This window comes from Modestobacter altitudinis (genome assembly GCF_005930475.1).
GTDB classification, from domain to species: domain Bacteria; phylum Actinomycetota; class Actinomycetes; order Mycobacteriales; family Geodermatophilaceae; genus Modestobacter; species Modestobacter altitudinis.
In genome coordinates, this window is the sequence record NZ_SJEW01000021.1 from 19,556 (window position 1) to 45,492 (window position 25,937).

24 protein-coding genes are annotated in these 25,937 nt (G+C 74.9%); 12 read left to right on the plus strand and 12 right to left on the minus strand.

Translation table 11 applies throughout. From position 1 onward, the window contains the following. The first annotated feature begins 26 nt into the window (after window positions 1-26). Entirely contained in the window at window positions 27-2,669 is a 2,643-nt protein-coding gene (nhaA, locus tag FHL79_RS10140) for a Na+/H+ antiporter NhaA (protein ID WP_171058100.1), read from the plus strand. 79 nt (window positions 2,670-2,748) lie between these two features. Here the strand turns inward: nhaA and FHL79_RS10145 are convergent, their stop codons facing one another. The 3 genes from FHL79_RS10145 to FHL79_RS10155 form a co-directional block, all read right to left on the minus strand. Beyond that, window positions 2,749-3,360, minus strand: a complete 612-nt coding sequence (locus FHL79_RS10145; protein WP_246080594.1) for a DedA family protein — start codon at window positions 3,358-3,360, stop codon at window positions 2,749-2,751. 82 nt (window positions 3,361-3,442) lie between these two features. Then, window positions 3,443-4,783 carry an ATP-binding protein gene (locus FHL79_RS10150; RefSeq protein ID WP_138758482.1) on the minus strand — a complete coding sequence of 447 codons (1,341 nt, stop codon included), beginning with the start codon at window positions 4,781-4,783 and terminating at the stop codon, window positions 3,443-3,445. Next, window positions 4,780-5,454, minus strand: a complete 675-nt coding sequence (locus FHL79_RS10155; protein ID WP_218938414.1) for a response regulator transcription factor — start codon at window positions 5,452-5,454, stop codon at window positions 4,780-4,782. Before FHL79_RS10155 ends, FHL79_RS10150 begins: the two co-directional genes overlap by 4 nt. A gap of 82 nt (window positions 5,455-5,536) precedes the next feature. Between FHL79_RS10155 and FHL79_RS10160 the strand changes: the two genes are divergently transcribed. Together FHL79_RS10160 and FHL79_RS10165 are read left to right on the plus strand one after the other, a co-directional pair. Next, complete coding sequence (locus tag FHL79_RS10160) at window positions 5,537-6,343, plus strand: COG4705 family protein (protein WP_138758484.1); 807 nt, start codon at window positions 5,537-5,539, stop codon at window positions 6,341-6,343. After that, window positions 6,340-6,993 (plus strand): phosphatase PAP2 family protein, encoded by a 654-nt coding sequence (locus tag FHL79_RS10165; protein ID WP_138758485.1) that lies wholly within the window; start codon window positions 6,340-6,342, stop codon window positions 6,991-6,993. Before FHL79_RS10160 ends, FHL79_RS10165 begins: the two co-directional genes overlap by 4 nt. A 15-nt stretch (window positions 6,994-7,008) precedes the next feature. Here FHL79_RS10165 and FHL79_RS10170 read toward each other — a convergent pair whose 3' ends face one another. Both FHL79_RS10170 and FHL79_RS10175 read right to left on the minus strand, forming a co-directional pair. Continuing rightward, the gene (locus tag FHL79_RS10170; RefSeq protein WP_138758486.1) at window positions 7,009-8,274 is read right to left on the minus strand and encodes a glutathionylspermidine synthase family protein; all 1,266 of its coding nucleotides are present in this window, start codon (window positions 8,272-8,274) and stop codon (window positions 7,009-7,011) included. Beyond that, complete coding sequence (locus FHL79_RS10175; RefSeq protein ID WP_138758487.1) at window positions 8,271-8,696, minus strand: hypothetical protein; 426 nt, start codon at window positions 8,694-8,696, stop codon at window positions 8,271-8,273. Before FHL79_RS10175 ends, FHL79_RS10170 begins: the two co-directional genes overlap by 4 nt. Before the next feature lie 185 nt (window positions 8,697-8,881). On the opposite strand from FHL79_RS10175, the gene FHL79_RS10180 reads away from it, so the two are divergent. Continuing rightward, entirely contained in the window at window positions 8,882-9,259 is a 378-nt protein-coding gene (locus tag FHL79_RS10180) for a hypothetical protein (protein WP_138758488.1), read from the plus strand. Window positions 9,260-9,413: 154 nt separating this feature from the next. On the opposite strand, the gene FHL79_RS10185 is transcribed toward FHL79_RS10180, so the two are convergent. The 4 genes from FHL79_RS10185 to FHL79_RS10200 form a co-directional block, all read right to left on the minus strand. Next, the gene (locus tag FHL79_RS10185) at window positions 9,414-9,866 is read right to left on the minus strand and encodes a nuclear transport factor 2 family protein (protein ID WP_138758489.1); all 453 of its coding nucleotides are present in this window, start codon (window positions 9,864-9,866) and stop codon (window positions 9,414-9,416) included. After that, the gene (locus FHL79_RS26475) at window positions 9,863-10,018 is read right to left on the minus strand and encodes a DUF2510 domain-containing protein (protein WP_138758490.1); all 156 of its coding nucleotides are present in this window, start codon (window positions 10,016-10,018) and stop codon (window positions 9,863-9,865) included. Before FHL79_RS26475 ends, FHL79_RS10185 begins: the two co-directional genes overlap by 4 nt. Window positions 10,019-10,097: 79 nt before the next feature. Then, window positions 10,098-10,589, minus strand: a complete 492-nt coding sequence (locus FHL79_RS10195; RefSeq protein WP_138758491.1) for a glutathione peroxidase — start codon at window positions 10,587-10,589, stop codon at window positions 10,098-10,100. A 36-nt stretch (window positions 10,590-10,625) separates the two neighbouring features. Next, window positions 10,626-11,051, minus strand: coding sequence for a DUF2237 family protein (locus tag FHL79_RS10200; protein WP_138758492.1), 426 nt, complete (start codon window positions 11,049-11,051; stop codon window positions 10,626-10,628). 91 nt (window positions 11,052-11,142) lie between these two features. On the opposite strand from FHL79_RS10200, the gene FHL79_RS10205 reads away from it, so the two are divergent. The 6 genes from FHL79_RS10205 to FHL79_RS10230 all read left to right on the plus strand — a co-directional run bounded on the left by FHL79_RS10205 (window position 11,143) and on the right by FHL79_RS10230 (window position 17,040). Beyond that, entirely contained in the window at window positions 11,143-12,078 is a 936-nt protein-coding gene (locus FHL79_RS10205; protein ID WP_138758493.1) for an NAD(P)H-binding protein, read from the plus strand. Next, complete coding sequence (locus FHL79_RS10210; protein ID WP_138758494.1) at window positions 12,075-12,866, plus strand: CPBP family intramembrane glutamic endopeptidase; 792 nt, start codon at window positions 12,075-12,077, stop codon at window positions 12,864-12,866. Before FHL79_RS10205 ends, FHL79_RS10210 begins: the two co-directional genes overlap by 4 nt. A gap of 254 nt (window positions 12,867-13,120) precedes the next feature. Further along, window positions 13,121-14,326, plus strand: coding sequence for a PP2C family protein-serine/threonine phosphatase (locus FHL79_RS10215; protein ID WP_218938415.1), 1,206 nt, complete (start codon window positions 13,121-13,123; stop codon window positions 14,324-14,326). Next, complete coding sequence (locus tag FHL79_RS10220; protein WP_218938416.1) at window positions 14,323-16,302, plus strand: glycosyltransferase family 2 protein; 1,980 nt, start codon at window positions 14,323-14,325, stop codon at window positions 16,300-16,302. The genes FHL79_RS10215 and FHL79_RS10220 overlap by 4 nt, the downstream gene beginning before the upstream one ends. Then, window positions 16,299-16,634 (plus strand): STAS domain-containing protein, encoded by a 336-nt coding sequence (locus tag FHL79_RS10225; protein ID WP_138758496.1) that lies wholly within the window; start codon window positions 16,299-16,301, stop codon window positions 16,632-16,634. The genes FHL79_RS10220 and FHL79_RS10225 overlap by 4 nt, the downstream gene beginning before the upstream one ends. Window positions 16,635-16,662: 28 nt before the next feature. Continuing rightward, entirely contained in the window at window positions 16,663-17,040 is a 378-nt protein-coding gene (locus FHL79_RS10230) for an ATP-binding protein (protein WP_171058101.1), read from the plus strand. A 27-nt stretch (window positions 17,041-17,067) separates the two neighbouring features. Here FHL79_RS10230 and FHL79_RS10235 read toward each other — a convergent pair whose 3' ends face one another. Continuing rightward, window positions 17,068-18,240 carry a glycosyl hydrolase gene (locus tag FHL79_RS10235; RefSeq protein WP_171058102.1) on the minus strand — a complete coding sequence of 391 codons (1,173 nt, stop codon included), beginning with the start codon at window positions 18,238-18,240 and terminating at the stop codon, window positions 17,068-17,070. A gap of 77 nt (window positions 18,241-18,317) precedes the next feature. On the opposite strand from FHL79_RS10235, the gene FHL79_RS10240 reads away from it, so the two are divergent. Both FHL79_RS10240 and FHL79_RS10245 read left to right on the plus strand, forming a co-directional pair. After that, a complete protein-coding gene (locus FHL79_RS10240) occupies window positions 18,318-20,303 on the plus strand; it encodes an acetoacetate--CoA ligase (protein WP_138758499.1) in 1,986 nt (661 codons plus the stop codon). Further along, a complete protein-coding gene (locus FHL79_RS10245) occupies window positions 20,300-21,526 on the plus strand; it encodes an amidase (RefSeq protein ID WP_138758500.1) in 1,227 nt (408 codons plus the stop codon). Before FHL79_RS10240 ends, FHL79_RS10245 begins: the two co-directional genes overlap by 4 nt. Before the next feature lie 9 nt (window positions 21,527-21,535). Here the strand turns inward: FHL79_RS10245 and FHL79_RS10250 are convergent, their stop codons facing one another. Continuing rightward, complete coding sequence (locus FHL79_RS10250) at window positions 21,536-22,672, minus strand: MFS transporter (RefSeq protein WP_171058105.1); 1,137 nt, start codon at window positions 22,670-22,672, stop codon at window positions 21,536-21,538. A 419-nt stretch (window positions 22,673-23,091) separates the two neighbouring features. Further along, complete coding sequence (locus tag FHL79_RS26140; RefSeq protein ID WP_138758502.1) at window positions 23,092-25,812, minus strand: ATP-binding protein; 2,721 nt, start codon at window positions 25,810-25,812, stop codon at window positions 23,092-23,094. Window positions 25,813-25,937 lie beyond the last annotated feature (125 nt).

Sequence of the window (25,937 nt, forward strand, 5' to 3'; positions counted from 1 at the left end):
TCACACCGGGGCGGTAGGAAGTGCCGGTGACCTCAGCGCGGACGACGACCCGGTCGAGCTCGCGGCACCTCATCGCCCAGCTCTCCGCCCCGGTGCGCCGCTTCATCGCCACCGAGGCGGCGAGTGCCGCCCTGCTCGTCGCCGCGACGGTCGTCGCGCTGCTGTGGGCCAACTCGCCGTGGGGCGACTCCTACGACCGGCTGTGGCACACCGAGTTCGCCGTCCGGTTCGGGTCCGCCGGGGTCACCGAGTCCCTGCAGCACTGGGTGAACGAGGGCCTGATGGTCTTCTTCTTCTTCCTCATCGGGATGGAGGTCCGCCGCGAGCTGCAGATGGGTGAGCTCACCCAGCGCAACCGGCTCTCGGTGCCCACCCTCGCGGCGCTCGCCGGGCTCGTCGTCCCGGCGCTGGTCTACACGGCGTTCAACGCCGGCGGGCCGGGCGCCCACGGGTGGGGCATCGCGATGGCCACCGACACCGCCTTCCTGCTCGGCGTCCTCGCGCTCGTCGGTCCGCGCTGCCCCACCCAGCTGCGGGTCTTCCTGCTGTCGCTGTCGGTGGTCGACGACATCGGCGCGCTGAGCGCCATCGCGGTGTTCTACTCCGAGGAGATCGACCTGCTGGCGCTGGCCGTCGCCGGCCTCTGCGTCCTCGCCTTCTACCTGCTCACCCGGCTGCAGGTCTGGCGTGGGCCGTTCTACTTCGCCGTCGGGGTGGTGATGTGGCTGTCGATGGAGGCCTCCGGGGTCAGCCCGACGATCGGCGGGGTGGTGCTGGGACTGCTGGTCAGCGCCTACCCGCCGCGCCGCAGCGAGGTCGAGTCCGCCGGCTTGCTGACCCGGGCCTTCCGCCAGTCGCCGGACCCGGCCCTGGCCCGGCAGGCGAAGCTCTCGGTGGAGCGGGCGATCTCGCCGAACGAGCGGATCGGCGCGCTGCTGGTGCCCTGGAGCGGTTACGTCGTCGTCCCGGTGTTCGCGCTGGCCAACGCCGGGGTGCACCTGAGCACCGATCTGATGGCCCGGGCGCTGACCTCGCCGGTCACCATCGGCGTCTTCGTCGCCCTGGTGCTCGGCAAGTTCCTCGGCGTCGGGGTGGCCGCGACCGCCGCGGTGCGGTTCCGGCTCGGCCGGCTGCCGCCCGGGGTAGACCTGCGCAGCGTCTGGGGCGGCGCGGTGCTGTCCGGGCTGGGCTTCACCGTCTCCCTCTTCGTCACCGACCTCGCCTTCACCGATCCCGAGCTGCAGGACGAGGCGCGGGTCGGCATCCTCGCGGCCGCGCTCACCGCCGCCGTCCTCGGGGCGGTGTGGTTCCGGCTGCTCGGCCGGCGCGACCCCGCGGAGGAGACCCCGGCCGCCCGCCGGCTGGACCCACCGGTCGACCCGGAGCGCGACCACGTGCGGGGGGCGGTCGGCGCCCCGCTGGAGCTGGTCGAGTTCGGTGACGTCGAGTGCCCGTTCTGCGGGCGGGCCACCGGCGTGCTCAGCGAGCTGCGCCGCCGGTTCGGCGAGGACCTGCGCTACGTCTTCCGGCACCTCCCGCTGCCCGACGTCCACCCGCACGCCGAGCTGGCCGCCGAGGCCGTCGAGGCCGCCGGTGCGCAGGGTGCCTTCTGGGCCATGCACGACCGGCTCTTCGCCCACCAGGACCAGCTCGAGGCCGGCGAGCTGCTCGACCACGCAGCCGCCCTGGGGCTGGACCTGGGCCGGTTCGCCCGGGAGCTCGGCGACGGGACCTTCGCCTCGCGGGTGCGCGAGGACGTCGCCTCGGCCGAGGCCAGCGGGGTGACCGGCACGCCGACCTTCTTCGTCAACGGCGTGCGGCACGAGGGGCCGACGACCACCGACGCGCTCGCCGCCGCGCTCCTGGCCAGCGACCCGCGCGGCCCCGGCCGTCAGCCGCTGCCGCCGTCGGGGGCCACGTCGGCGGCCGTGCGTGGGGTGACGCTGTCCCCGTCGGCCGAGCTCCCGGGCATCACCCGCCTGCCCGACGGCGGGTTCGAGGAGACCCCGGACGACGGGTCGACCCCGCGACTCACCCCGGCGCAGCTCACCGCGCTCACCCGGGTCGGCCGGCGGCTGCGCACCGAGCACGGGCAGGTGCTGCTGCGCTCCGGCGCCGCGGAGTACGACTTCTTCGTGATCCTGTCCGGGTCCGTGGCGATCGTCGAGGGTCCGCTGGAGGGGCCGGGCAAGCGCGTGGTCGCCATCAACGGGCCCGGGCGGTTCCTCGGCGGTCTCAACCAGCTCGCCGGTCAGCGGCCGGTGCGCTCGCTGGTGGCCGCCGAGGCCGGGGAGGTCGTGGTGATCACCCTGGAGCAGCTCCGGGCGCTGCTGGCCCGCGACCGCGAGCTGGGCGACCTCATCACCCGGTCGTTCCTGCTGCGCCGGGCGATGCTGATCGGGCAGGCCAACGGGCTGCGGGTGGTGGGCGACCGCCGGTGGCCGGCCAGCCAGCGACTGCAGGCCGAGCTGGCCGAGGACGGGATCGCGCACCAGTGGCTCGACCCGGCCGAGGACGCGGCGGCCCGCACGCTGTTCGCCGAGGCGGGTGGCGACGGCGGCACCCGGCCGATCGTGATCCGCCCGGACGGCCGGGTGCTGGCCGAGCCCACCCGGGACGACCTGCTCGCCGCGGCCGGCTCGGCCACCCGGGACCTCACCACCTCGTGACCGGCCACGGCACCGTCAGGCCGGCGCCCACCTGCAGGGCGCGACGGAGCATGCGGCCGGCCCGGGTCACGGCGGTGGGTCATGCGCAGTGCTGCCGGGCCAGGCGGCCACGGACGACCTCGACCGCCACGGGCACGAGGGAGAGCGCGACGACCCCCAGGACGAACAGCTCGACGTGGTCCCGGACGACCGCGACCTGGCCCAGCCAGTAGCCGAGCAGGGTCACCACGGTCGTCCAGGCGACACCGCCGATGACCGAGTTCACGGTGTAGCGGCCGACGTCCATCCGGGAGGCACCGGCCATCACGGTCGCGAAGGTGCGGATGACCGGCACGAAGCGGGCCAGCAGGATGGTCCGGGTGCCGTTGCGCTCGAAGAAGGCCACCGACCGCTCGACGTACTCGGCCCTGAAGAGCCTCGAGTCCGGTCGGCTGAACACGGCCGGACCGGCCTTCCGCCCGATCCAGTAACCGACCAGGTTCCCGGCGACCGCGGCGACGGGCAGGAACAGCAGCACGACCCAGAGCGGAGCGACGAGGCCACCGGCCACGAGCAGCCCGACGGTGAACAGCAGCGAGTCCCCGGGCAGGAAGAAGCCCACCAGCAGTCCGCACTCGGCGAAGAGGACGACCATGACCCCGACGAGCCCGAAGGTGTTGATCAGATGCGTCGGGTCGAGGAGTCCACTCACCCCCGGGACGGTAGGTCGGTGGACCTGAACGCCGCCTGAACGTGCAGGTCCGGTGGCGGGCTCGACGGCGGGCCGACCGCGTTCAGCCCGGAGGCAGCCGGATCTCGAACCGGCCGCCGGGTCCGGGACGGCAGGTGAGCGCCCCGGCCGAGGCGGCCGCCAGCCGGGCGGCGAGGGCGAGCCCGAGCCCACCGCCGGGGTGGCCGTCCTCGGGGTCGCCGCGCCAGCCGGGGTCGCACACCCGGTCGACGTCGGCGGCGGCCACCCCCTGCCCGTCGTCCGAGACGACGAGGAGCACGCCGTCCCTGGTGCGCTCGCCGTGCACGGTGATCGAGCTGCGGGCGTACCGGAGGGCGTTGTCCAGCACCGGCGCGAGCAACCGCTGCAGCACGGCGGCGTCCACGCCGACGGTGAGGGCGCGGTCGATGTCGACGGAGACCCGCACCCCGGGCGGGGCCGCCGTCGCCACCACCAGGTCGGCGACGGCCTGCGTCGGAGAGCAGCGACCCGGCGCGGTCCGGGTGCCGGCCCGGGCCGAGGCCAGCAGCGTCTCGATGATCTGCTGCATGTCGCCGGCGGCGGCGTCCACCGCGGCCAGCCCGGTGGCCACGGCCTGGTCCTGCGGACGGCGCTCCCGGGTCAGGTCGACCTCGGCCCGCAGCCGTGCCAGCGGCGTCCGCAGCTCGTGGGACAGCTCGGCGGTCAGCCGCTGCTCGTGCCGCAGCACGGCGGACAGCCGGTCCAGCACTCCGTCGAGGGTCCCCGCCAGTTCGGCGAGCTCGGTCGGGCGGGGCTGGGAGCCGAAGCGGCGGTCCACGTCCTCAGCGCTCCACCGGGCCGCCTGCTCGCTCATCTCCTGCACCGGGCGCAGCGCGCGGCGCACGTTCGCCCGCAGCACCAGGTGCACGATGACCAGCAGCACGAGCGCAACCGCCGCGCTGCCCCACAGCGCGAGCCGCTCCAGCTGCCGGTAGGGGGTGAGGCTCGTGCTGGTGACCACCGTCGCCACCCGGTCGTCCCCTCGGACGACCGGCAGGGCGAGGAGCCGCAGCGGGTCCTGGTCGCCGACCTCCGTCGTCCGCCGGCCGCTCGCGGCGAGCTCCAGCGCGGCGCGGTCCAGCCGCGGGGGGCTGCCCGGCGGGCCCTCGACCACGGTGCCGTCCGCGGCGACGATCCAGGTGCCCAGGTCCAGTGCCTGGTCGTCCTGCCCCTCGTCGACCGTGAGCGCGCCCGAGGGGGCGACGTCCAGGGTGATCGCGGTCGCCTGGGCCCGGGCCTCCAGCACGCTGTCGGCCTGGCCGGACAGCGCCGAGGTCAGCAGCAGGTTCGCCCCCACCGCGAGCAGCAGGACCCACGCAGCGACCACGGCGGAGGCCGACCAGGAGAGCCGGTCCCGCAGGCTCGACCGGCGCAGCACGCTCACTGGAACCGGTAGCCGACGCCGACGACGGTCCCGATCGACCGGCCGTGGTCGCCGGCCTCGGCGAGCTTGCGGCGCAGCCGGGCGACGTACTGGTCGAGGGTGTTGTCCGCGACGATCGCACCCTCCGGCCACCCGGCCCGGGCCAGCTCCCGGCGGCGGACCACGTCGCCGGGGGCGGCCATCAGCGCGGCGAGCAGCCGGAACTCCGTCGGGGTCAGCGACTGGCGCCCGGCCGGTCCGTCGAGTGCGTGGGCGGCGGGGTCCAGCTGCAGCACCGCCGGCTGGGGCAGCGGGCGGGCGGCCCCACGACGGAGGAGCGCCTGCAACCGGACGACCAGCTCCCGCACGTGGAAGGGCTTCGTCAGGTACTCGTCGCCGCCCGCGGCGTACCCCGACAGCAGGTCGTGCAACTGGTCGCGGGCGGTGAGGAACAGCACCGGGACGTCGATCCCGCGGGCCCGCAGCGCCTGGCAGACGTCCCGGCCGTCGGAGTCCGGCAGCCCGATGTCCAGCACGACCGCGGCGAAGCGGGTGTCCGGCCCCCGCCCGGCCGCGGCGAGGGCCCCGGTGCCGTCGGCGGCCGTCGTCACCTCCAGGTCGTGCTCCCGCAGCGCGCGGGCCACCGCGGCACGCAGCGCACCGTCGTCCTCCACCACCAGCACCTCGGGCACGGCGACGATGGTGCCCGACCGCCGCCGCCACGCGGCAGAGCCGTTCAGGCGCCGTTCAGGGCGTGGAGCCGACCCTGCAGGCATGGCGAACTCCCCGGTCGGCGCGCGGCACGCGCGTCAGCTGCTGAACAAGGTCCCCGAGGTCACCCTCTTCTTCTGGGTGATCAAGGTGCTGGCCACCACCGTCGGGGAGACCTTCGCCGACTTCCTGTCCGGCCTCGGGCTCGGCCTGGGGGGCACGACCGTGCTCATGTCGGTCGTCTTCCTCGTCGCCCTCGCCGCTCAGTTCCGGGCCCGCCGCTACGTGCCGGCGCTGTACTGGCTGACCGTGGTGCTCATCAGCGTCGTGGGCACGCTGGTCACCGACAACCTCACCGACGCCCTCGGCGTGCCGCTGGTGGTGAGCACCGTCGTGTTCGCCGTGGCGCTCGCCGTCACCTTCGCCGCCTGGTACGCGACGGAGGGGACGCTGTCGATCCACAGCATCGTCACCGGCCGCCGGGAGGGCTTCTACTGGCTGGCCATCCTGGTCACCTTCGCCCTGGGGACGGCGGTCGGCGACCTGGTCGACGAGAAGCTGGGCCTCGGGTACTGGCCCACGGCGCTGGTCGTCTCCGTGCTCATCGCGGCGGTCGCCGTCAGTCACCTGGTGTTCCGCGCGAACGCCGTCCTCACGTTCTGGATCGCCTACGTGCTCACCCGGCCGCTCGGCGCCTCCCTCGGGGACGGGCTGTCGCAGGACCGGGCGGACGGCGGGCTGGGCCTGGGGACGACGGTGACCAGCCTGGTGTTCCTGGTGGTGATCCTCACCGTGGTCGGCTTCCTGGCCGTCACGGAGCGGGACCGGACCCCGCCCGTGACCGCGACCCCCGCAACGGGTCGGCGGTGAGCGCCACCGCATCGCCGGGTCGCCGGCCGGCGGCGCCGCTGTGGTGGTCCAGCGCAGCCCTGCTCCTGGTCTGGGGCGTGGTGCTGGGGATGGTGGTGACCCGGGAGGGGCTGGCCGAGGACGACGCCCCGGTGCTCAGCTGGTTCGTCGGGCACCGCAGCAGCGCGCTGACCGGCTTCTTCGAGGCGGTCAGCGGCACCGTCCTGGACGGCGCAGCCGCGTTGCTCGCCGCCGCGATCGTCCTGCTCATCGCCGTCCGCAGCCGCTCCGTGTCACCGCTGCTGACGCTCGGCGCCTCGGTGGTCGGCGCGGTGGCGCTCGCCGAGCTGGTCAAGGCGGTCGTGGGCCGGGCCCGGCCGGCCACCGCCGCCATGCTCGGGGTGCCGGAGACCGGTTCGGGCTTCCCGTCGGCGCACACGCTGGTCGTCACCGCGCTGGCCGGCGCGGTGGCGCTGGTCGTCTGGCGGGCCACCCGGTCGGTGGGCCCACGCGTGCTGGCAGTGGCCGGGGCCGCGGGGGCCTCGGCCGTGATGGGTGCCAGCCGGCTGTACCTGGGCGACCACTGGCTGACCGACGTGCTGGCGTCCTACGCGCTGGCCGGTGCGCTGCTCGCCGCGGTGGCCGCGCTGACGGACGGGCCAGGGTGGTGAGGCCGTGGGACCGGGTCAGGCCGACCAGGTGGTGTTCGGCGGCCGCACGAAGTCGATGGTGTGCGGGACGAAGAAGGACAGGTCGTCGGTGATCAGACCGTCGGACTCGCGGACGCCCAGCCCCGCGGCCTCGCCGTCCACCACCCACGCGCCGAGCACCGGGTGGTGCGGGCCGTCCGGACCTGCGAAGTCCGGCAGCGCGCACAGCTGTTGCACGACCCAGCCCTCCGCGCCGTACCGGCCACCGATCGACGCCAGCACCTCACCGCCCGACGCGACCAGCTCGACGTTGTTCCCCTCGCGGCCGAACAGCGGCTTGCGGGCGAACCCGGTCTCCCGCAGCTCCCCGGCCCGCGGATCGTCGGCGAAGAACGCCGGCAGCAGGTACCGGGAGATCACCGGGTCGTGCTCGTAGCGCTGCCAGAGCACCGGCAGCAGCCCCTTGTTCGACCAGAGCATCTTCCAGATCGGCTCGATCCACGTCGTCCCGCCCGGGCGGCGGATGTCGGCGATCACCGACGGGCCGTACTCGTCCTCGAGCAGCCACTCCCAGGGGTAGAGCTTGAAGACGACGTCGAGCCGGTTGCCCTGCGGGTCGTAGAACCGGGCGTCACCGGTGTCCAGACCCAGCTCCTCGGTGGTCAGCACGACCGGTTCGTAGCCGGCCCGGCGCACGCAGTCGGCCATGTAGGCCACCGTCATCCAGTCCTCGCCGCTGCGGTCGCCCTCGGTCCAGGCCAGGTGCACCCGCTCCGGACGGCGTCGGTAGTGCGCCTCCCAGCGCGACAGGTTCCGCCGCCAGGCGTCCACGAGCCGGTCGTCGAGCTGGTTCCACTGGTCCTTGCCCTGCCCGGTCTCCAGGTGCCACGCCCACTGGACCACCGCGGCCTCGACCAGCGACGTCGGGGTGTCGGCGTTGAACTCCAGCAGCCGGGGCGCCGCCACGCCGTCCCACCACAGGTCGAACCGGCCGTAGATGCTCGGCGGCTCGTACTCCCAGGTGCCCCGGATGACGTCTCGGGCGTCCTTCGGGATCCGCATCCGGTCCAGCAGCCGCTCGTCGGACAGCGCCAGTTCCCCGGCCTCCACGCAGGCGGCGAACAGCTGGTCGGTGGTCTCGGCCAGCCGGTCGATCTCGGCGCCGGTGAAGTCGTAGAACACGTCCTCCCGCCAGTACGAGCGGGTGTCACCGCCGGGGACGGTCGTCTTGTTGTAGACCAGGCCCTGGGACTCGATCTCGGCCTCCCAGCCGAGCCGAGCCGTGCCGTACAACCGCCTCACGAGCCGCTGCTCCCTCCGACGGAGCCCTTGCCGATGCCGCCGGAGATGCGGGTGCCCGAGGCGACCTTCCCGGTGCTCGGCATGCCGGCGCGGGACCGCGCGCTGCTGTCGGAGGGGTTCAGCCGGGTGGCGGCACCGGTGTACTGGCGGGGGATGGTCTGCCCGACCCCGTAGCGGTTGCCGCCGAAGCCGCCGAGCAGGAAGAAGAAGGGGAGCCCGCCGACGAACCCGCCGTTGCGCTCGGCCTCCTCGCACTGGTCGTCGTCGACGACCCGGTCCTGCTCGTCGACGCAGTAGACCTCGCGGGCCTCGTTCTCGTCCTCGCCCCCGGCGCCGCAGGCGGTCAGCCAGCCCATGGCCGCGCCGGTCAGGGTCACCGTGCTGATCACGGCCTTGACCCGGTTGCTCCTCGACGTGCTCACGGTCCGCGCTCCTCACCTGCCGGCGGCCACCAGAGCCGCCGGACCCGCTCATGCTGTCGGACGTGGCCGTCCCGCGGCCACCCGGCCCCGCTCATCTTCACAGGCCGGGCCCAGCGGTGGGCGGCGCCGTGCACAGCGACGCGGTCGAACCTCCTCGTGCACATCCCCGAGCACGAGGAGCACCGATGACCGAGCCCGATCACCCGTTCGCCGCTCCGGTCCCGCCGCAGCCGGCCGTTCCTCCTCCAGCGCCCGCGGCGTCCCGACCGTCGTCCCGGCGCGGCACGGTGCGGATGGGCGCGGCCGTCGTCGGACTGCTCGCCGTGGGGGTGGCCGTCGGCGTGGTCGTCGGCCAGGCCACCGCCGACACCGCCTCCGCGGACACCGGGACCTCGACGACGCAGAGCGTGCCCGACGGCACGGAGGGCGGCCGGCAGTTCGGCACGCCACCCGACGGGAGCGGCGGCATGCCGCCGGGCGGACCCCGCGCCGGGGCTCCCGGCATCACGGACGGCGGCACCACGGACGGCGGGACGACGGAGGGCACCGACCCGACGACCTGACCCGAGCCGGACGCCGTACCTGTGGACGGCGAGTCGAGCTCTGCTCCAGATGTGGAGCAGAGCTCGAGCCTCCGCAGAGGAGGTGTCGGCGTCAGTCGAGCTCTGCCCACACACCTGGGGGCAGAGCTCGAGCGTCACCGGGAGCAGCAGACGATCAGCGGAGCGGGATCTCCGGCTCGCCGGGCGTGCGCGGGCCGGTGATCCGCCGCTCCGCCACGGTGATCGGGACGTCGTCGATGCTGGCCTCCCGGCGGCGCATCAGCCCGTGCGGGTCGAACTCCCAGTTCTCGTTGCCGTAGCTGCGCCACCACTGCCCGGCGGCGTCGTGCCACTCGTACTGGAACCGGACCGCGATCCGGTCATCGGTGAACGCCCACAGCGACTTGCGCAGCGCGTAGTCCAGCTCCCGCTCCCACTTGGCGGTCAGGAACGCGACGATCTCCGCCCGTCCGGTGAGGAAGGTGTCGCGGTTCCGCCACACCGAGTCCTCGGTGTAGGCCAGCGACACCCGCTGCGGGTCGCGGCTGTTCCAGGCGTCCTCGGCCGCCTGCACCTTCTGCGCAGCGGTCTCGGCGGTGAACGGGGGCAGCGGCGGTCGGTCGCTCACAGCGGTCTCCTCAGACGAGGTCGGCGAACGCGAAGACGAGCACCGCGACCGCCACCCCGACGGCCGGCCAGGCCCCAGCTCCCGCCGTCCCACCAGCGCAGCCCGCCGCTGCCGGCCGGATCGGGGTACCAGCCGGCGGGGGACGTGGTCATCGGGGCTCCTCCTGGTCAGCGGGCCGGCGCGACTGCGCCGACCGAGGAGGAAGGTAGGTCATCGCCCGCCGTCGGCCGGTCAGGCGAGCGCGGACTCGATCGCGGCGCGCACCTCGGGGGCGGTGGGCTCGGTGCGCGGCCGGAAGCGGCCGACGACCTGCCCCTGCGCGTCCAGCACGAACTTCTCGAAGTTCCACTGCACCGGCCCGGCCTCGCCCGCGGCGTCGGGCACCTCGGTGAGCCGGCGGTAGAGCGGAGCGGCGGCGTCCCCGTTGACCTCGAGCTTCTCGGTCATCGGGAAGGTGACTCCGTAGGTGGCCGAGCAGAACGTGCTGATCTCCTCGGCGGTGCCCGGCTCCTGGCCGGCGAACTGGTTGCACGGGACGCCGAGCACGGTGAACCCGCGGTCGGCGTACTCCTCGTGCAGCTCCTCCAGCTGGGCGTACTGCGGGGTCAGGCCGCAGCGGCTGGCCACGTTGACCACCAGAGCGGCACGTCCGGCGGTCAGCGCGCCGAGGGTGGTCGGCTCGCCGGTGAGGGTGGTCACGGGCAGGTCCAGCAGGTCGCTCACGGGGGCTCCTCGACGTGGCGGGTGCGGTCGAGCGGCTCAACCGTCGCCGTCGGAGGGCTGTTCCCCCAGTGAGGAGAGGTCGTCGGGGACGTCGACGGCCTGCGACCGCAACGCCTCCAGCGGGACCACCTCCAGGGCCTTCGCGTGGGTCGCTGCGAGCACCACCCCGGCCGGCGCGCCCGCCTGCAGGGCCTGCAGCCAGCGCGCCGCGACGACGCACCAGCGGTCACCGGGCCGCAGCCCGGGGAAGTCGTACTCCGGGCGCGGTGTGCCGAGGTCGTTGCCCAGCTGCCGCTGCATCTCCAGGAACTCCGCGGAGACGACGGCGCAGACGGTGTGGCTGCCCAGGTCGTCCGGGCCGCTGCGGCAGGAGCCGTCCCGGGTGAACCCGGTCATCGGGTCGGTGCCGCAGGGCTCGAGCGGGCCACCCAGGACGTTGCGTTCCTCGCCGGGGGATCCCATCCGCCGATCATCGCGCCCGCCGACAGCCCCCGCCCGGTGGGTCGTGTGCCGCGGAGTCGCGCCACACCCAACGGGGCGAGAGGGTGGAGGGGTGCGAGTACTGGTCACCGGGGCATCGGGGTTCGTGGGCGGTCGGCTGGCGCCGGCCCTGGAGGAGGCGGGGCACGAGGTGCGGGCGATGACCCGGCACCCGGACCGGTACTCCGGCGCCGGGGCACCGGTCGCCGGCGACGTGTCCGACGAGTCGTCGCTGCGAGCCGCCCTCGACGGCTGCGACGCGGCGTACTACCTGGTCCACTCGCTGGACTCCGCTGACTTCCAGGAGCGGGACGCCCAGGCAGCGCGGTCCTTCGCCCGCGCGGCCGCGGACGCCGGCGTCGGCCGGATCGTCTACCTCGGGGGGCTCGGCGACGACTCCGACCAGCTGTCCGCGCACCTGCGCAGCCGCCGCCAGGTCGAGCGGCTGCTGGCCGAGGGCGGGGTGCCGGTGACCGTGCTGCGGGCCGGGATCGTGATCGGCCACGGCGGCGTCTCCTGGGAGATGACCCGCCAGCTCGTCGCGCACCTGCCGGCGATGGTCACCCCGCGCTGGGTGCACACCAGGACCCAGCCGATCGCGGTGGCCGACGTCGTCCGCTACCTGGTCGGCGTGCTGGAGGCGCCGGAGGCCGAGGGTCGGACCCTCGAGGTCGGCGGGCCGGAGGTGCTGGAGTACCTGGAGATGCTCACCCGGGTCGCGGAGATCCAGGGCCGCAAGCTGCTCATCGTCCCGGTGCCGCTGCTGACGCCGCAGCTGTCCTCGCGCTGGCTGGCGCTGGTCACCGACGTCGACGTGCAGACCGGTCGGTCGCTGATCGACTCGATGACCAACGAGGTGGTGGTCACCGACGACGCGATCCGTCGCATCGTGCCCTTCGAGCCGATGTCCTACGACGACGCCGTGCTGACCGCGCTGAAGGAACGCGCGGAGGCCCGGCGGGCGGCCCGGCACGGGAAGACCGCCGCAGGCCTGGGTCGGATCCGGTGACCCGGGCGCGCCGCCGCATCGGGGAGCAGCTGATCTCCGACGACGGGCTCACCCGGCTGCTGTCCCGGGCGCCGGCCTGGCTGGTGGACAAGGTGCCGCGCGACCACCACGAGTCCGACGCGGCCTTCCGCCGCCGGCGCCGGGTGACCGCTGCGGTGTCGGTGGCCGGCGCCGGGCTGCTCGGGGTGTCGTTGTCGCGGAAGCCGGACTCGGCGTCGTTCTACGCGCTGACCCTCGGCGTGGCCGGGACCTGGGTGGCCGGCGGGCTGGCGTCCGGGCCGCTGCACCTGGGCTGGGTGCAGACGCCGCGGGCCACCCTGCGCCGGCCGCTGCTCACCCCCGTCGTGGGCGGCGCGGGCGCCTTCGGGCTGTTCTACGCGGCGGCGCTGGTGGCCAAGCGGATCCCGCCGTTGGAGGCCGCGGTCACCCGGGTGCTGCGCTACGCCCAGCAGGGCAATCCGGCGCTGGTCACCACGACCACGCTGGCCAACGGCCTCGCCGAGGAGGTCTTCTTCCGCGGCGCGCTGTACGCGGCGGTCGGCGTCGAGCACCCGGTGCTGAAGTCCTCCGCCGTCTACACGCTCGCGACGGTGGCCACCCGCAACCCGGCGCTGGTGCTCGCCTCGGTGCCGATGGGCCTGCTGTTCGCCTTCCAGCGCCGGGTCACCGGCGGCATCCAGGCGCCCGCGCTCACCCATCTGACCTGGTCGGTGCTCATGCTCCGCTACCTGCCCCCGCTGTTCGCGGACGAGGCCTCGATCGACGTGGAGCAGCCCGCCCAGCCCTGAGACCGACCCGCCCAGGACGACGGGGTCGCGGCCGGAGGCAGCCGCGCGTCAGCCGACCGGCGGGGCCCCCGACCCGGAGACGATCGCCTGCCCCGCCCGGGGTCCGGCCCCGACGCCCCCCGTGGCGCCGGGGCCGGAGCAGCTCCTCAAGCTCTCCGGTCCACGCGCCGATGCTGGACGGGAGAGGGCCGCGACTCCCGCGGGCCTCGTCTGCACCGGGTTCCCGACCTGGTCGGACCCCGAGAGGAGAGCCCGTGCCCACAGCGACCGAGTCCCGGGCCGCCGTCCTGACGGCGGTCGACGAGCTGGCCCGGCTCCGTTCGCTGGAGATGCTCGACGTCCTCCGCCGGGGCCCCGAGGAGCGGTTCGACCGCATCACCCGGATGGCCCAGCAGCTCTTCGGTGTGTCGGCGGCAGCGGTCACCCTGGTCACCGACCGGGTGCAGGTGCACAAGTCCCAGCACGGCCCGATGGCCCTCGGCGACGGCCCGCGGGAGGCGGCCTTCTGCGACCACACCATCCGGGACAGCGCCATGCTCGTCGTCGAGGACGCGACCGAGGACGAGCGGTTCGCCACCAACCCGTCGGTCGTCGGCTCCCCGCACATCCGCTTCTACGCCGGCCAGCCGCTCGAGGGCCCGGGCGGCCACCGGGTGGGCGCGCTCTGCCTGGTCGACGACCGCCCGCGCCACTTCAGCGAGGCCGAGCAGGGCCTGCTCGCCGAGCTCGCCTCCTGGGTCCAGCGCGAGCTCGACCGCACCGCGGAGCTGGACAGCGCGGCGCGGGTCCAGCAGGCGCTGCTGCCCCGGCGCGTCCCCGAGGTCGCCGGCTACGAGGTGGCCGGCATGTGCCTGCCCGCCGGCAGCGTGGGCGGGGACTTCTTCGACTGGTACCACGCCCCCGACGGTCAGCTGGTCGTGACGCTGGCCGACGTCATGGGGAAGGGGCTGCCCGCCTCGATCATCATGGCGACCGTCCGGGCGGTCATGCGCTCGACCACCCGGGACGGCGACCCCGGCCAGGCCCTCACCAGAGCTGCGGCCACGCTCCACGAAGACCTGGAGCGCACCGGGCGGATGGTCACCCTCTGCCACGCGCGACTGGACACGGTCGCCCACGAGCTGCACTACGCCGACGCCGGCCACGGGCTGATGCTGCTCGTCCGGGCCGACGGGTCAGCACACCGGCCGCAGGACGGCGGCCTGCCGCTGGGCGTCCTGCCCGACCAGACGTGGACCGAGCAGGTCGTGCAGCTCCAGCCAGGGGACACTGCGATCGCGTTCAGCGACGGGCTGCTCGACCTCTACGACGGCACGCTGGACTCCCTCGAGCAGATCGCCGACGTCGTCCGGGACTGCGTGGACGCGACCCACCTCGTCGACCGCTTCACCGTGCTCGCCCGCCGGCTGGGCGTCCGGGTCGACGACGTCACCGTGGTGGCGGTCAGGCGCACCACGTGAGCCGGCACCGCGCCCTGCGGGTCGTGTCCCCGGCGCGCCGGCTGCTCATCCGGGTGCTGGTCGTGCTGACCGTGCTCGCCGGCCTGGACTACCTGGTCTGGCGCTGGCTGGAGTCGGTCAACTGGACGCACTGGTGGATCGCCGTCCCGCTGGCGCTGGCGGAGACCTTCAGCCTCGTCGACGCGTTCTTCTTCGGGCTCACCACCTGGCGGATCCGGCAGCGCGCGGACGCCCCGCCGGCTCCGGCGGACGCGACCGTCGACGTCTTCGTCACGACCTACGACGAGCCGGTCGAGCTGGTCATGGCCACCGCCCGCGCCGCCCTCGCCATCCGGCACCCGCACCGCACCTGGGTGCTGGACGACGGTGACCGCGAGGAGATGCGCACCGCGGCGCTGCAGGCCGGCGTCGGGTACCTCACCCGCAGTGCCGACTGGGCCGGCCGGCCGCGGCACGCCAAGGCCGGGAACCTCAACAACGCGCTGCTGGTCACCGAGGGCGAGTTCCTGCTGGTCCTCGACGCCGACCAGGTGCCCTCGCCGGACATCCTGACCCGCACACTGGGCTGGTTCGACGACCCCCGGGTCGGCCTGGTCCAGACCCCGCAGTGGTTCTCCAACGTCGACGACGCCGACGTCCTCGGCAGCCAGGCGCCGCTCTTCTACGGCCCGATCCAGCAGGGCAAGGACGGCTGGAACGCCGCCTACTTCTGCGGGTCGAACGCGGTCGTCCGGCGCGACGCGCTGATGCAGCTGGGCATCGTGGGCTACGTCCGCGACGTCGAGCGCGGTGTCACCCGGGCGCTGCGTGCGGCCGGGTCGGTGGTCGCCGGGGCACGCCGCGAGGCCGCCCGGCACGGGCCGGCCGTGCTCGCCGCCCTGGACTCCGTCGACGTCGCCGTCCACCGGGCCCGCACCGAGCTCAGGGCCGGCCAGCCGGTCTCGGAGATCACCCACCGCTTCCAGCAGCGCGTCGACGACGCCGGCCGGGACGTCGTGTCCGACGACCTGGCCCGGCTGCAGGCCGACCTGGCCGAGATCGAGGCGCTGCCGTCGCTCGGCACCGGCGGCGCGCTCGCCACGCGCATCGACGACGTGGTGCTGACCACGCTGGCCCACCGCTCCTGGTCGCCGCTCGGCGCGCTGGAGTCGGTCAAGGCACTGGTCGCCGCGGTCGAGGTCGACCGGGCCGACGAGGCCCAGCCGGTGATGCCGCTGGCGACCATCTCGGTCACCGAGGACATGGCCACCGCGATGCGGCTGCACGCCCTGGGCTGGCACACCGTCTACCACCACGAGGTGCTCGCCCGCGGCCTCGCACCGGAGAGCCTGGGCGCGATGCTGCAGCAGCGGCTGCGCTGGTCGCAGGGCACCCTGCAGGTGATGCTCAAGGAGAACCCGCTGGTCCAGCGGGGGCTCAGCGTCGGCCAGCGGTTGATGTACCTGGCCACCATGTGGAGCTACCTGGCCGGTTTCGCGGCGCTCGCCTTCCTGGCCGCCCCGGTCCTGTACCTGGTCGCCGGCGTGCAGCCGGTGACCAGCTACGGGAACGCCTTCTGGCTCCACCTGCTGCCCTACCTCGTGGTCAGCCAGGTGCTGTTCCGCGTGGTGGGCCACGGCCTCCGGACCTGGCGCGGGCAGCAGTACAGCCTGGCGCTCTTCCCGCTGTGGATCCGCGCCTGCGTCACCGCGGTGGGCAACGTGTTCTTCTCGCGGGAGCTGGGCTTCGTCGTGACGCCGAAGGCCGGCACGGACCGCGGCCCGACCTGGCGGCTGGTCCGACCGCAGCTGGTCGCCATGACCGTCCTGGTCGTCGCTGCCGCGATCGGCGTCGTGCGGCTGCAGCACGGGCTGGCCACCCCCCAGGGCACCTACGTCAACCTGGCGTGGGTGGCCTACGACCTGACGGTCCTCAGCATCGTGCTGCGGGCCGCGCGCTACCGGGCACCCCGGGTGACGGAGAGGACCGGATCATGATCGAGCTGGACACGACGCAGGCCGCCGACGTGGCGGTGGTCCGCCCGCTGGGGCGGCTGACCATGGTGCACGCGGCCGACCTGCGCGAGGTCGTCAGCGGGGCCGTCCAGGACGGCCGCACCCGGGTCGTCGTCGACCTCGGAGACTGCGAGTTCATGGACTCCTCCGGCCTGGGCGCGGTCATCGGCGGGCTGAAGCAGGCCCGGCAGGCCGGCGGCGACCTGCGCATCGCCGGGCTGCAGCCGCAGGTGATGACGGTCCTGCAGCTCACCAACCTCGACCGGGTCCTCCGCCCGTACGGCAGTGTCGCCGAGGCCCTCCGTGACGACTGAGGCACGCCACAGCATCCGCAGCCCAGCCGTGCCGGCGTCCCTCGACCACGTGCACGCGCTGCTGGTGGAGGTGTGGGCCGGCAATCCGGACGTCGAGCCCGACGACCGCATGCGCTTCGAGCTCGGCGTCACCGAGATCGCCGGCAACATCGTCGAGCACGGTGCGGGGGCGGCCCCGATCGAGTTCCACCTCGGGGTCGACGTGTTCGACGACCGGCTCGAGGCACGGTTCCGCGACCCCGGGCGCCGGGTGGAGGTCGACTTCGACGCGGCGACCATGCCCGACGTGATGGCCGAGTCCGGCCGGGGCCTCGCGCTGGTCCTCGCCGTGGTCGACGAGCTCACCTACCGGCACGACGGCTCGGACAACCACTGGCTGGTCGTCCGCCGGCGCGCCGTCCCCTGACCCGCGGGTCAGCGGACCGCCGGGGGGTCAGGGTGCGCAGGGCGGCAGGGCCTCGGCCCACCGCGCCCAGGCGGGGAGGTCGGCGGCATAGGCGCTGCGCAGCGCGGGGTCGGCGGTGACCCGCCAGTCGACCTCCGCGTCGACCTCGGACTCCTGCTTGTCCCACTCGAACCAGTTGACCATCGCCAGCCGCGGCAGTGCCTGGTGCAGGCCGGGGTCGAACACCTGCCGCCACCAGCTCTGCTTGACCGCAGCCTCGTCGGCGCCGCCGGCCCCCGGGACGTACAGCGCCGCGGTCTCCGGGACGGCGAGGGGCTTGTCGTACCCGACCCCGTAGACGCCGTGGAAGTCCGGCAGCGCACGGTCGTCACCGCCGAGGCCGACGTACTCCCCGGTCAGCTGGGCGACCAGCTTGCCCGGCTCGGGCACCTCGTTCTCGCCCCACGGCGCCACGTCGCCCCAGTGGTAGAGCGACATGCCCACCCAGTCCACGACGTCGGTGCCGGGCCAGTACGGCGCGTAGGGGTCGTCGAGCGCGGTGACCGCGCCGTCGCCGTCGGTGTCCAGCACCGCGGCGTCGGGGCTCCCCGCGACCGCCTGGTACGGACCGCCGGCGAAGGGGTGGCCGCCGCCGTAGTTCGGCGCCCACATCATCGCCGACCCCGGTGCGCCCGCGTGCACGGCGGCCGCGACCCGGCGGAAGGCCGCCACGTACGCGGCCGGCTGCTGCCCCCAGGCGTACCAGGAGCCGTTCATCTCGTGCGCGAACCGGACGACGACGGGGACGCCCGAGCGGTTCCACTCCTCCAGCCGCCCGGCGAGGTCGGCGGCGACCGCGTCGGTGACCGTCGCGAGGCCGCCGGTGGGCTCCAGCGTCAGCAGCAGGACCCCGCCGTCGGCCCGGACCTGCTCGACCGCCCCGGCCACGTTCGACCCGTCCGCCGCGCTCATCGGCAGCCCGCTGAAGCTGACCGCGACGGCGGGCCGGTGGCCCAGCGCGGTGCCGTACTCGGCCAGCGTCTGGCTGCCCCAGTCGACGTTGGCACCGACCAGGACGCCGTCGTCGGGGACGAGGGCGTCGGTGGACACCGGGCTGCACTCCTGCGCGCTGGTCGCCGCCTCCGACGCGGCGCAGCCGGCCGTCGCGGCGACGAGGGCCGCGCTGAGCAGGACGGGCAGGGGAGAGAACCGGGCGCGCACCGGGCCACGATGCGACACCGGTGGGTCCCGGTCGGTCCGACGCGCCGCCGCGCGACCGGGAGTGGCAGGCTCCGGACGTGAGCGCTGACACACCGGGGCCGCTGGTCCTCTGGTCCCCGACGCCGGAGTCGATGGCAGCCAGCCGGCTGGGCAGGTTCGCCGCCTGGGTGGCCGACCGCCGCGGCCTGGACTTCGGCAGCCCGCCGGACTACGACGCCATCTGGCGCTGGTCGGTCGACCACCTCGACCAGTTCTGGGCCGACGTCGCCACCTTCACCGACGTGCTGCCCGGCGTGCCGGAGGACCGGGTGCTCACCCGGCGCGCGATGCCCGGCGCCGAGTGGTTCCCCGACGTCACGATCAACTACGCCGAGCAGGCGCTGCGGTACGCCTCGGCGGAGCACCCGGCGCTGATCGCGGTCGCCGAGGACGTCGAGCCGGTCGAGGTCTCCTGGGCCACGCTGCGCGGCCAGGTGGGGGCCTTCGCCGCGACCTTGCGCCGGCTCGGCGTCCAGCGCGGGGACCGGGTGGCCGGGTACCTGCCCAACGTGCCCGAGGCGGTCGTCGCCTTCCTGGGCGCGGCCTCGATCGGCGCCGTCTGGTCCTCCTGCGCGCCCGACTTCGGCACCCGCAGCGTGCTGGACCGCTTCGCCCAGATCGAGCCGGTGGTGCTGGTCGCCGTCGACGGCTACCGGTTCGGGGGCAAGGCCTACGACCGGCGGGACGTCGTCGCCGAGCTGCGGGCCGCGCTGCCCACCGTGCGGACGACGATCTCGGTGCCCCGGCTGCACCCCGACGAGCCGATGGGCGACGTGATGCCGTGGGCCGAGGCGGTCGCCGACCCGCAGGAGCCGGTGTTCTCCCCGCTGCCCTTCGACGCGCCGCTGTGGATCGTGTTCTCCTCCGGCACGACCGGGCTGCCCAAGGGGATCGTGCACGGGCACGGCGGGCTGGTGCTCGAGCAGCGCAAGCAGATCGGCCTGCACATCGACGTCGGGCCGGGAGACCGGCTGTTCTGGTACGCCTCCACCGCCTGGATCATGTGGAACATCGCCACCTCGGCGCTGCTGGCCGGCGCGACGGTGGTCGTCTACGACGGCGCCCCCACGTACCCGGCGGTCGATGCCCAGTTCGCCCTGGCCGCGCGCACCGGGATGACGTTCCTCGGCACCAGCCCCGGCTACCTCGGCGCCTGCGAGAAGGCCGGCCTGCGGCCCGGGGAGGACCACGACCTCTCCGCGCTGCGCACCATCGGCGTCACCGGGTCACCGCTGCACGCCAGCACCTTCGGCTGGGTGTACGACGCGGTGCGGTCCGACGTCTTCCTCGGCTCGCTGTCCGGCGGCACCGACGTCGCGACCGGGTTCATCGGCAGCTCGCCGCTGCTGCCGGTCACCGCCGGCGAGCTGCAGCGCCCGATGCTGGGGGTCGCCGCCGCGTCCTGGGACGAGGACGGGCACCCCGTCGTCGGCGAGTTGGGGGAGCTGGTCGTCACCGAGCCGATGCCCTCGATGCCGCTGTACTTCTGGAACGACCCGGGGAACGTCCGCTACCGGGAGGCCTACTTCGAACCCTGGCCCGGGGTGTGGCGGCACGGCGACTGGCTGGAGATCACCGAGCGGGGCACCTGCCTCATCACCGGGCGGTCGGACTCCACGCTCAACCGCGGCGGCGTCCGGATGGGGACGGCGGACATCTACGCCGCCGTCGAGGCCGTCCCCGCCGTCGTCGACTGCGTGGTGCTCGGCGTCGAGCAGCGCGACGGCGGCTACTGGATGCCGCTGTTCGTCCAGCTGGCCCCGGGCGCGGAGCTGACGCCGGAGCTGGAGGCGGAGATCCGGGCCGCGATCCGGGCCAACGCCAGCCCGCGGCACGTGCCGGACGAGATCACCGTCGTCCCCGGCGTGCCGCACACCCGCACCGGGAAGCGGCTGGAGGTCCCGCTCAAGCGGCTGTTCCAGGGCGTGGAGCCGGCCAAGGCGCTCAACGTCGGCGCGGTCGACGACGCCACCGCCGTGGAGCACTTCGTCGAGCTCGCCCGGACCCGCCAGGCCGACCGATGAGCTCGGTGCAGGAGGTGCAGGCCGCGACCAACGCCGTCATCACCTCGATCGAGCCGCCGCTGCCGCACTCGGCCGAGGGTCCGCTGGCCGGGCTCCGGGTCGGCCTCAAGGACAGCATCGACACCGCCGGTGTGCGCACCACCTGCGGGTCGGCGTACTTCGCCGACCGCGTGCCGGACTGCGACGCCGAGGTCGTCACCCGGCTCGCCGCGGCCGGGGCGCAGATGGTCGCCAAGCTCAACCTCAGCGAGTTCGCCATCGGCCTGACCAGCCAGAACTCCGCGTCCGGGCCGGTCCACAACCCCTGGGACCTCGCCCGCGTCCCCGGCGGGTCGAGCGGGGGGAGTGCCGCGGCGGTCGCCGCCGGGCTGGTCGACGTCGCGCTGGGAACCGACACCGGGGGATCGGTGCGGGTGCCGGCCGCGGCGTGCGGGGTCACCGGGCTGCGGCCGGGGATCTCCGTCGTCCCGGACGCGGGGACCTTCCCGGTCTGCGAGCTCGTCGACACGGTCGGCCCGATCGCCCGCGACGTCGACCTGGTCGCCCGGGTCTTCGCCGTGCTGGCCGGCCGGGGCGCCCGCGAGCTGGAGCCGGCACCGCCGCGCCGGATCGGGGTGCCCGAGCTCTGGTTCGACGACCTGGACCCGGACGTCGCCGAGCTGGTCGCGGCCGCCGGCCGGGTGTTCGCCGACGGCGGGACCGAGCTCGTGCCGGTGCAGGTGCCGGGGATCGCCTCCGCGCAGGACGTCCTCTACACGATCATCTACTCCGGGATCGCCGACCTGCACTCCCAGCGGCTGGCCTGCCCGGAGCTGTTCCAGCCCGACACGCTCACCCGGGTGCAGGTCGGGACCGGGGTCTCCGAGGACGAGCGGGCCGAGGCGCTGGGCGCGCAGCGGGAGTTCCAGCGCGGGCTGGACGAGCTGTTCGAGCACGTCGACGTGCTGCTCACCCCGGCGCTCCCGGTCGACGTCCCGCCGTCGCGCACCGACGACGACGTCCTGACCACCACCCGCCGGCTGGCCCAGCTCAGCGCGCCCTGGTCGCTGCACGCCGGCCCGACGATCGCGCTCCCGGCGGGCCGGCACGGGGTCTCCGGCATGCCGGTGGGGCTGCAGCTCACCGCCCCGGTGGGCGGCGAGGACCTGCTGCTCGACGCCGGGGCGTGGTTCCAGCAGCGCACGGACTGGCACACGCAGCGACCCCCGTGCGTGGTGGGCTGAACCGGTCCGTCACGTCCCGGTACCGGACCGGATGAGCCGGGGCAGCTCCGCGGCCAGCACCAGGACGGCGGCGGCCAGCAGCGCCAGCCCGCCGACGGCGTAGGAGGCGAACACCGCCAGCGCCGCGAGCTCGACCCCGACGCCGGCCACCGAGGTCACCGTCGCCCGGGCCGGCCCGGTGATCGCCTCCTGCAGCCGCGTCTCGGCGACCACGAGCACCAGCCGGTAGAGCGCGTAGCCCGCGGCGACCGCGGCCAGCCCGGCCGGCACCGCCACCAGCGAGGCGGCGACCAGCGCGACGCCGGCCGTGCCCAGGGCGGCGGCGACCGCGCGCGGCGGCCAGGACGCCGCTCGACCGCCCAGCGCGGCACCGGCCGCACCGGCGACCGGGATGCCGAGCACGGCGAGCGGGTTCAGCGGGTCCGGCACACCCCAGTCCCGGGCCAGCAGGGGGAAGTACTCCTCCACCGCGTCCACCCCGCCGAGCAGGACGACGAGGAGCACCGCTGCCCGCACCACCGGGCGGCCCGCCGCCTCCGCGGCGCCGGACCGCAGCGTCCCCCACCAGCCGGACCCGTCGTCGTCCGCGTCGTCGTCCGTGCCGCGGGGGGCCTCGGGGAACGAGGCCGCCAGCACGGAGCCGGCCAGGCAGGTGCCGATGCTCGCCCAGCCGACCGCCGCGTAGCCGCCGGCGGCGAACAGCGCGGCGGCCACCAGGGCCGTGGGCACCTGCACCAGCAGGTCGACGGCGTTCACCCAGCCGTACACCCGGCCGAACTGGCCGTCGGCGCCCGCGGCGGCCAGCCCGTCGTGCAGCAGCGCCTCGAACGCGCCGGACACCAGCGCACCGCCGACCCCCCACACGACCAGTCCGCCGGCGAACCCCGGGAAGCCGGGTGCCACCAGCCACACCGCGTAGGCCGCCGCCTGCAGGACACCGGCGAGCACGAGCGCCCCGCGCCGGGACCAGCGGTCGGCGAGCGCTCCGCAGGGGACCTCGGCCAGCACCGCGGTGGCCGACCACAGCGCCAGCAGCGCCGAGATCTGGCCGTCGTCCAGGCCGGTGTCGGCGAACAGCAGCGCGTAGAAGGGGTACAGCGGTACGAACTCGGCGACGAACGACCAGCCGAGGACGCGGCGGACCAGCCTGCGGGCCGGCGGCGGGAGAGGGGGTCAATCGGGGGGCATGGCCGGACGGTAGTCCGGTCCGGCCCGTGCGTCCGCCGCATTTCCCGTGGCGGTCCTACCGTGGACGGATGGCGAGCCGACCGGTCACCCCACCGGCCGCCGTCGTCCTCGGTGAGTCCCGGAGCCGACCGCGGCTCCACGGGGTCGACGTCCTCCGTGGCCTGGCGGTCGTGGGCATGCTCGTCGTGGACAACCGGGGCAACGGGTCGATCGCCGCCCAGTGGCACCACGCCGCGTGGGACGGGCTGCACGTGGCCGACGTCGTCTTCCCGGCGTTCCTGCTGGTGGCCGGCCGCCGGCCCCCACCAGGAACTGCCGTCGCGTGGCCACCCCGCTGTCCTACCGCATCCCTGCGCCTCGCGGTGCAGGCCGCGGGCTCAGCCGGCCTCGGCGGGCGTGTCGGCCTCGGGTGCGTCGTCGGTGCGCGGCGCCCGGATGGTGACGGTCGTGCCCTCGGGACCGGGGACGGCGGTGATGTCGGCGAACGCGCTCATCAAGGTCGACCCACGGCCGCGGTCCATGCTCGGCACCCGCTCCCGCCACTGCCCGTGGTCGCGCACCGTGATCACCACCCGGCCCCCGCCGACCTCGGCGGCGACGTCCACGAACGGTTCGGTGGGTTCCTGGGCGTGCTCCACGGCGTTGGTCACCGCCTCGCACGCGGCCAGCAGCAGGTCGTAGGCCTGGTCCTCGTCCAGCTCGGCGCTGGCGAACAGCCGGCGCAGGGCGCGGCGCAGCGCGGCGACGGACTGCGGGGTGGCCGGGAACCGCCAGCGCTCGTAGTGCACCTGCGCCGGTGCCGGCGGCGGCGCGACCGCCGGGGGGCGGCTCGAGGGCACCAGGTCCCGCACGTGCGGAGAGGGTGAGGTCCTCCCGGGGCGGCCGGCGGCCGGCAGGGTCAGCGGCCGGGTGGGCAGGTCCTCGCCGGTCGCCTCCCGCCTGCCGCGTGCCCGCTCGATGGTCACCCGCACCCGGGCGATCAGCTCGGCGGCCTGGAACGGCTTGGCGAGGTAGTCGTCTGCGCCGGCCGCGAAGCCCTCCACGGCCGCCTCCTGCCCGGCCCGGGCGGTGAGCATGATGACCGGGACGTCGCGGGTCGCCGGGTCGGCGCGCAGCCGGCGGAGCAGCTCGAACCCGTCGACGCGCGGCATCATCACGTCGGTCAGCACGACGTCGGGCAGCTCCTCGGCGACGGCCGCCAGCGCCTCCTCGCCGTTCGTGCAGGTGCGCACCGCCCACACCGGGGACAGCAGCCGGGTGAGGTACGTGCGCATGTCGGCGTTGTCGTCGACGACCAGCACGGTGGCGGTGGCGCCGGCCGGGACCGCCGGCTGCTCGCGCGGGGTGACGTCGGCCGCCCAGGCCTCGGCCGTGCCGCGGGCCACCTCGGAGGGGCCGACCGGGTGGTCGGCGTCGCCCGAGGCGTCCGGGCTGCCGTAGGGGACGGTCGCGGTGAAGGTGCTGCCCTGGCCGGGCTCGCTGGTCACGGTCACCGACCCGCCGTGCAGCGCCAGCAGCTCGCGCACCAGGGCCAGCCCGATGCCGGTGCCCTCGCGGTGCCGCCCCAGCGACCCCGGCACCCGGTGGAACCGGTCGAAGACCCGCGGCAGCTCCTGCGCCGGGATGCCGATACCGGTGTCGGCGACGGTGAGCGTCACGCCGTCCCCGGCGTCCCGCAGGACCACCGAGATGCCGCCGACGAAGGTGTACTTGACGGCGTTGGACAGCAGGTTGAGGACCACCTTCTCCCACATCCGCGGGTCGACGTGCACCGGCCGGGGCAACGGCGGGCAGTCGACCGTCAGCCGCAGCCCGGCCCGCTCGGCCGCGGCGCGCAGCACGCCGGCGAGCTCGGCGGTGAAGTCGGCGAGGTCGGTCTCCACCCGGACGGCGTTGGCGCGGCCGGCCTCGATGCTGGCGACGTCCATCAGGTCGTTGACCAGCCGCTGCAGGCGCTGGCCGTTGCGCACCGCCAGCGTGAGCTGCTCGCGGGCACCGGGCGGCAGGGGTTCGGAGGCGTCGTCGAGCATGTCGCTGATCGGGCCGAGCAGCAGGGTCAGCGGCGTGCGGAGCTCGTGGCTGACGTCGGAGAAGAACGCGGTCTTGGCCCGGTCGAGCTCGGCGAGGGACTCCGCCCGCCGCCGCTCGGCCGCGAAGGCGCGGGCGTTGCCCAGGGCGCTGACGAACTGACCGGCCACCAGCTCCAGGAAGGTCCGGTACTCGGCGTCGAGCACCCGGTTGGGGCTGGTGCCGGCGACCAGCACCCCCAGCCGCTCGCCACCGACGGTGGTGAGCGGGAGCACGACGGCGTCGGTCACCGGGTCCTGCCACGGGCCGCCGACCAGCCCGAGGTCGGTGAGCCGGCCGGTGAGCTCGTCGGGGTCGTCGACGCCGGCCGGCAGCCGGTCGGCCGGGCAGCCGACGACGGCCGCCCGGGAGAGCCGGCCGCCGTCGTCGAGGTAGACCGCTGCGGCGGGCACGTCCAGCGGGCCGGTGGCCAGCGCCTCGCACAACCCCGACAGCAGCGTCTCGTCGTCGCCGAACCGGGCACCGGCGGTGGAGAGGTCGTGCAGCAGCTGCTGCCGGCGCTCGCCGAGCACCTCACCGGTCACCTCGGTGCAGACCGCGTGCATGCCGGCGACCCGGCCGTCGTCCCCGAACGCCGGTGCGTGCGAGACGGTGAAGTACGTCTCCTCGCGGTACCCCGCCCGCGCCAGCAGCAGCGGCAGCCGGGGCAACCAGGACGCCTCGCGGGTCGCCATGGCGTGCTCGACCGGGCCCTCCAGGGCCGCCCAGCCCTCGGCCAGGGTGATCCGGATGTCCTCGCCGATCGCGGGGTGCTTGGCGCCGATGAAGGGCGCGTAGCCGTCGTTGTAGAACTGCAGGTACTGCGGGCCCCAGGTGAGCACCATCGGGAACCGCGAGGCCAGCACGGTGCGGACGGCGAAGCGCAGGCTGGCCGGCCACCTCTCCACCGGCCCGAGCGGGGTCGCCGACCAGTCGTGCCCGGCCATCAGCCGACCGGCCTCCCCGCCCCCGGCGAAGAGGTCGGTGGCCGCACCGCTGCCCTCGGGGCCCGGCGGGAGATCGGGCGCCATCCACACCTCCAGCCGATGCGGACCCGTCCCGCGGTGCTGCGGTGCCGGACCGGGCAGGCCGAGGTGACCGCCCGGTCAGGGAACCTACCTGGGCGGAACTGGTCGCGGTCGACGGCGCCCGGTCT

Bases quoted from the DNA above. Each gene is read 5' to 3' on its own strand.
- FHL79_RS10160 (WP_138758484.1), top strand. From the start codon at position 5,537: ATGGCGAACTCCCCGGTCGGCGCGCGGCACGCGCGTCAGCTGCTGAAC.
- FHL79_RS10200 (WP_138758492.1), bottom strand. From the start codon at position 11,051: ATGGGATCCCCCGGCGAGGAACGCAACGTCCTGGGTGGCCCGCTCGAG.
- FHL79_RS26140 (WP_138758502.1), bottom strand. From the start codon at position 25,812: ATGGCGCCCGATCTCCCGCCGGGCCCCGAGGGCAGCGGTGCGGCCACC.
- FHL79_RS10245 (WP_138758500.1), top strand. From the start codon at position 20,300: ATGAGCTCGGTGCAGGAGGTGCAGGCCGCGACCAACGCCGTCATCACC.
- FHL79_RS26475 (WP_138758490.1), bottom strand. From the start codon at position 10,018: ATGACCACGTCCCCCGCCGGCTGGTACCCCGATCCGGCCGGCAGCGGC.
- FHL79_RS10180 (WP_138758488.1), top strand. From the start codon at position 8,882: ATGACCGAGCCCGATCACCCGTTCGCCGCTCCGGTCCCGCCGCAGCCG.
- FHL79_RS10225 (WP_138758496.1), top strand. From the start codon at position 16,299: ATGATCGAGCTGGACACGACGCAGGCCGCCGACGTGGCGGTGGTCCGC.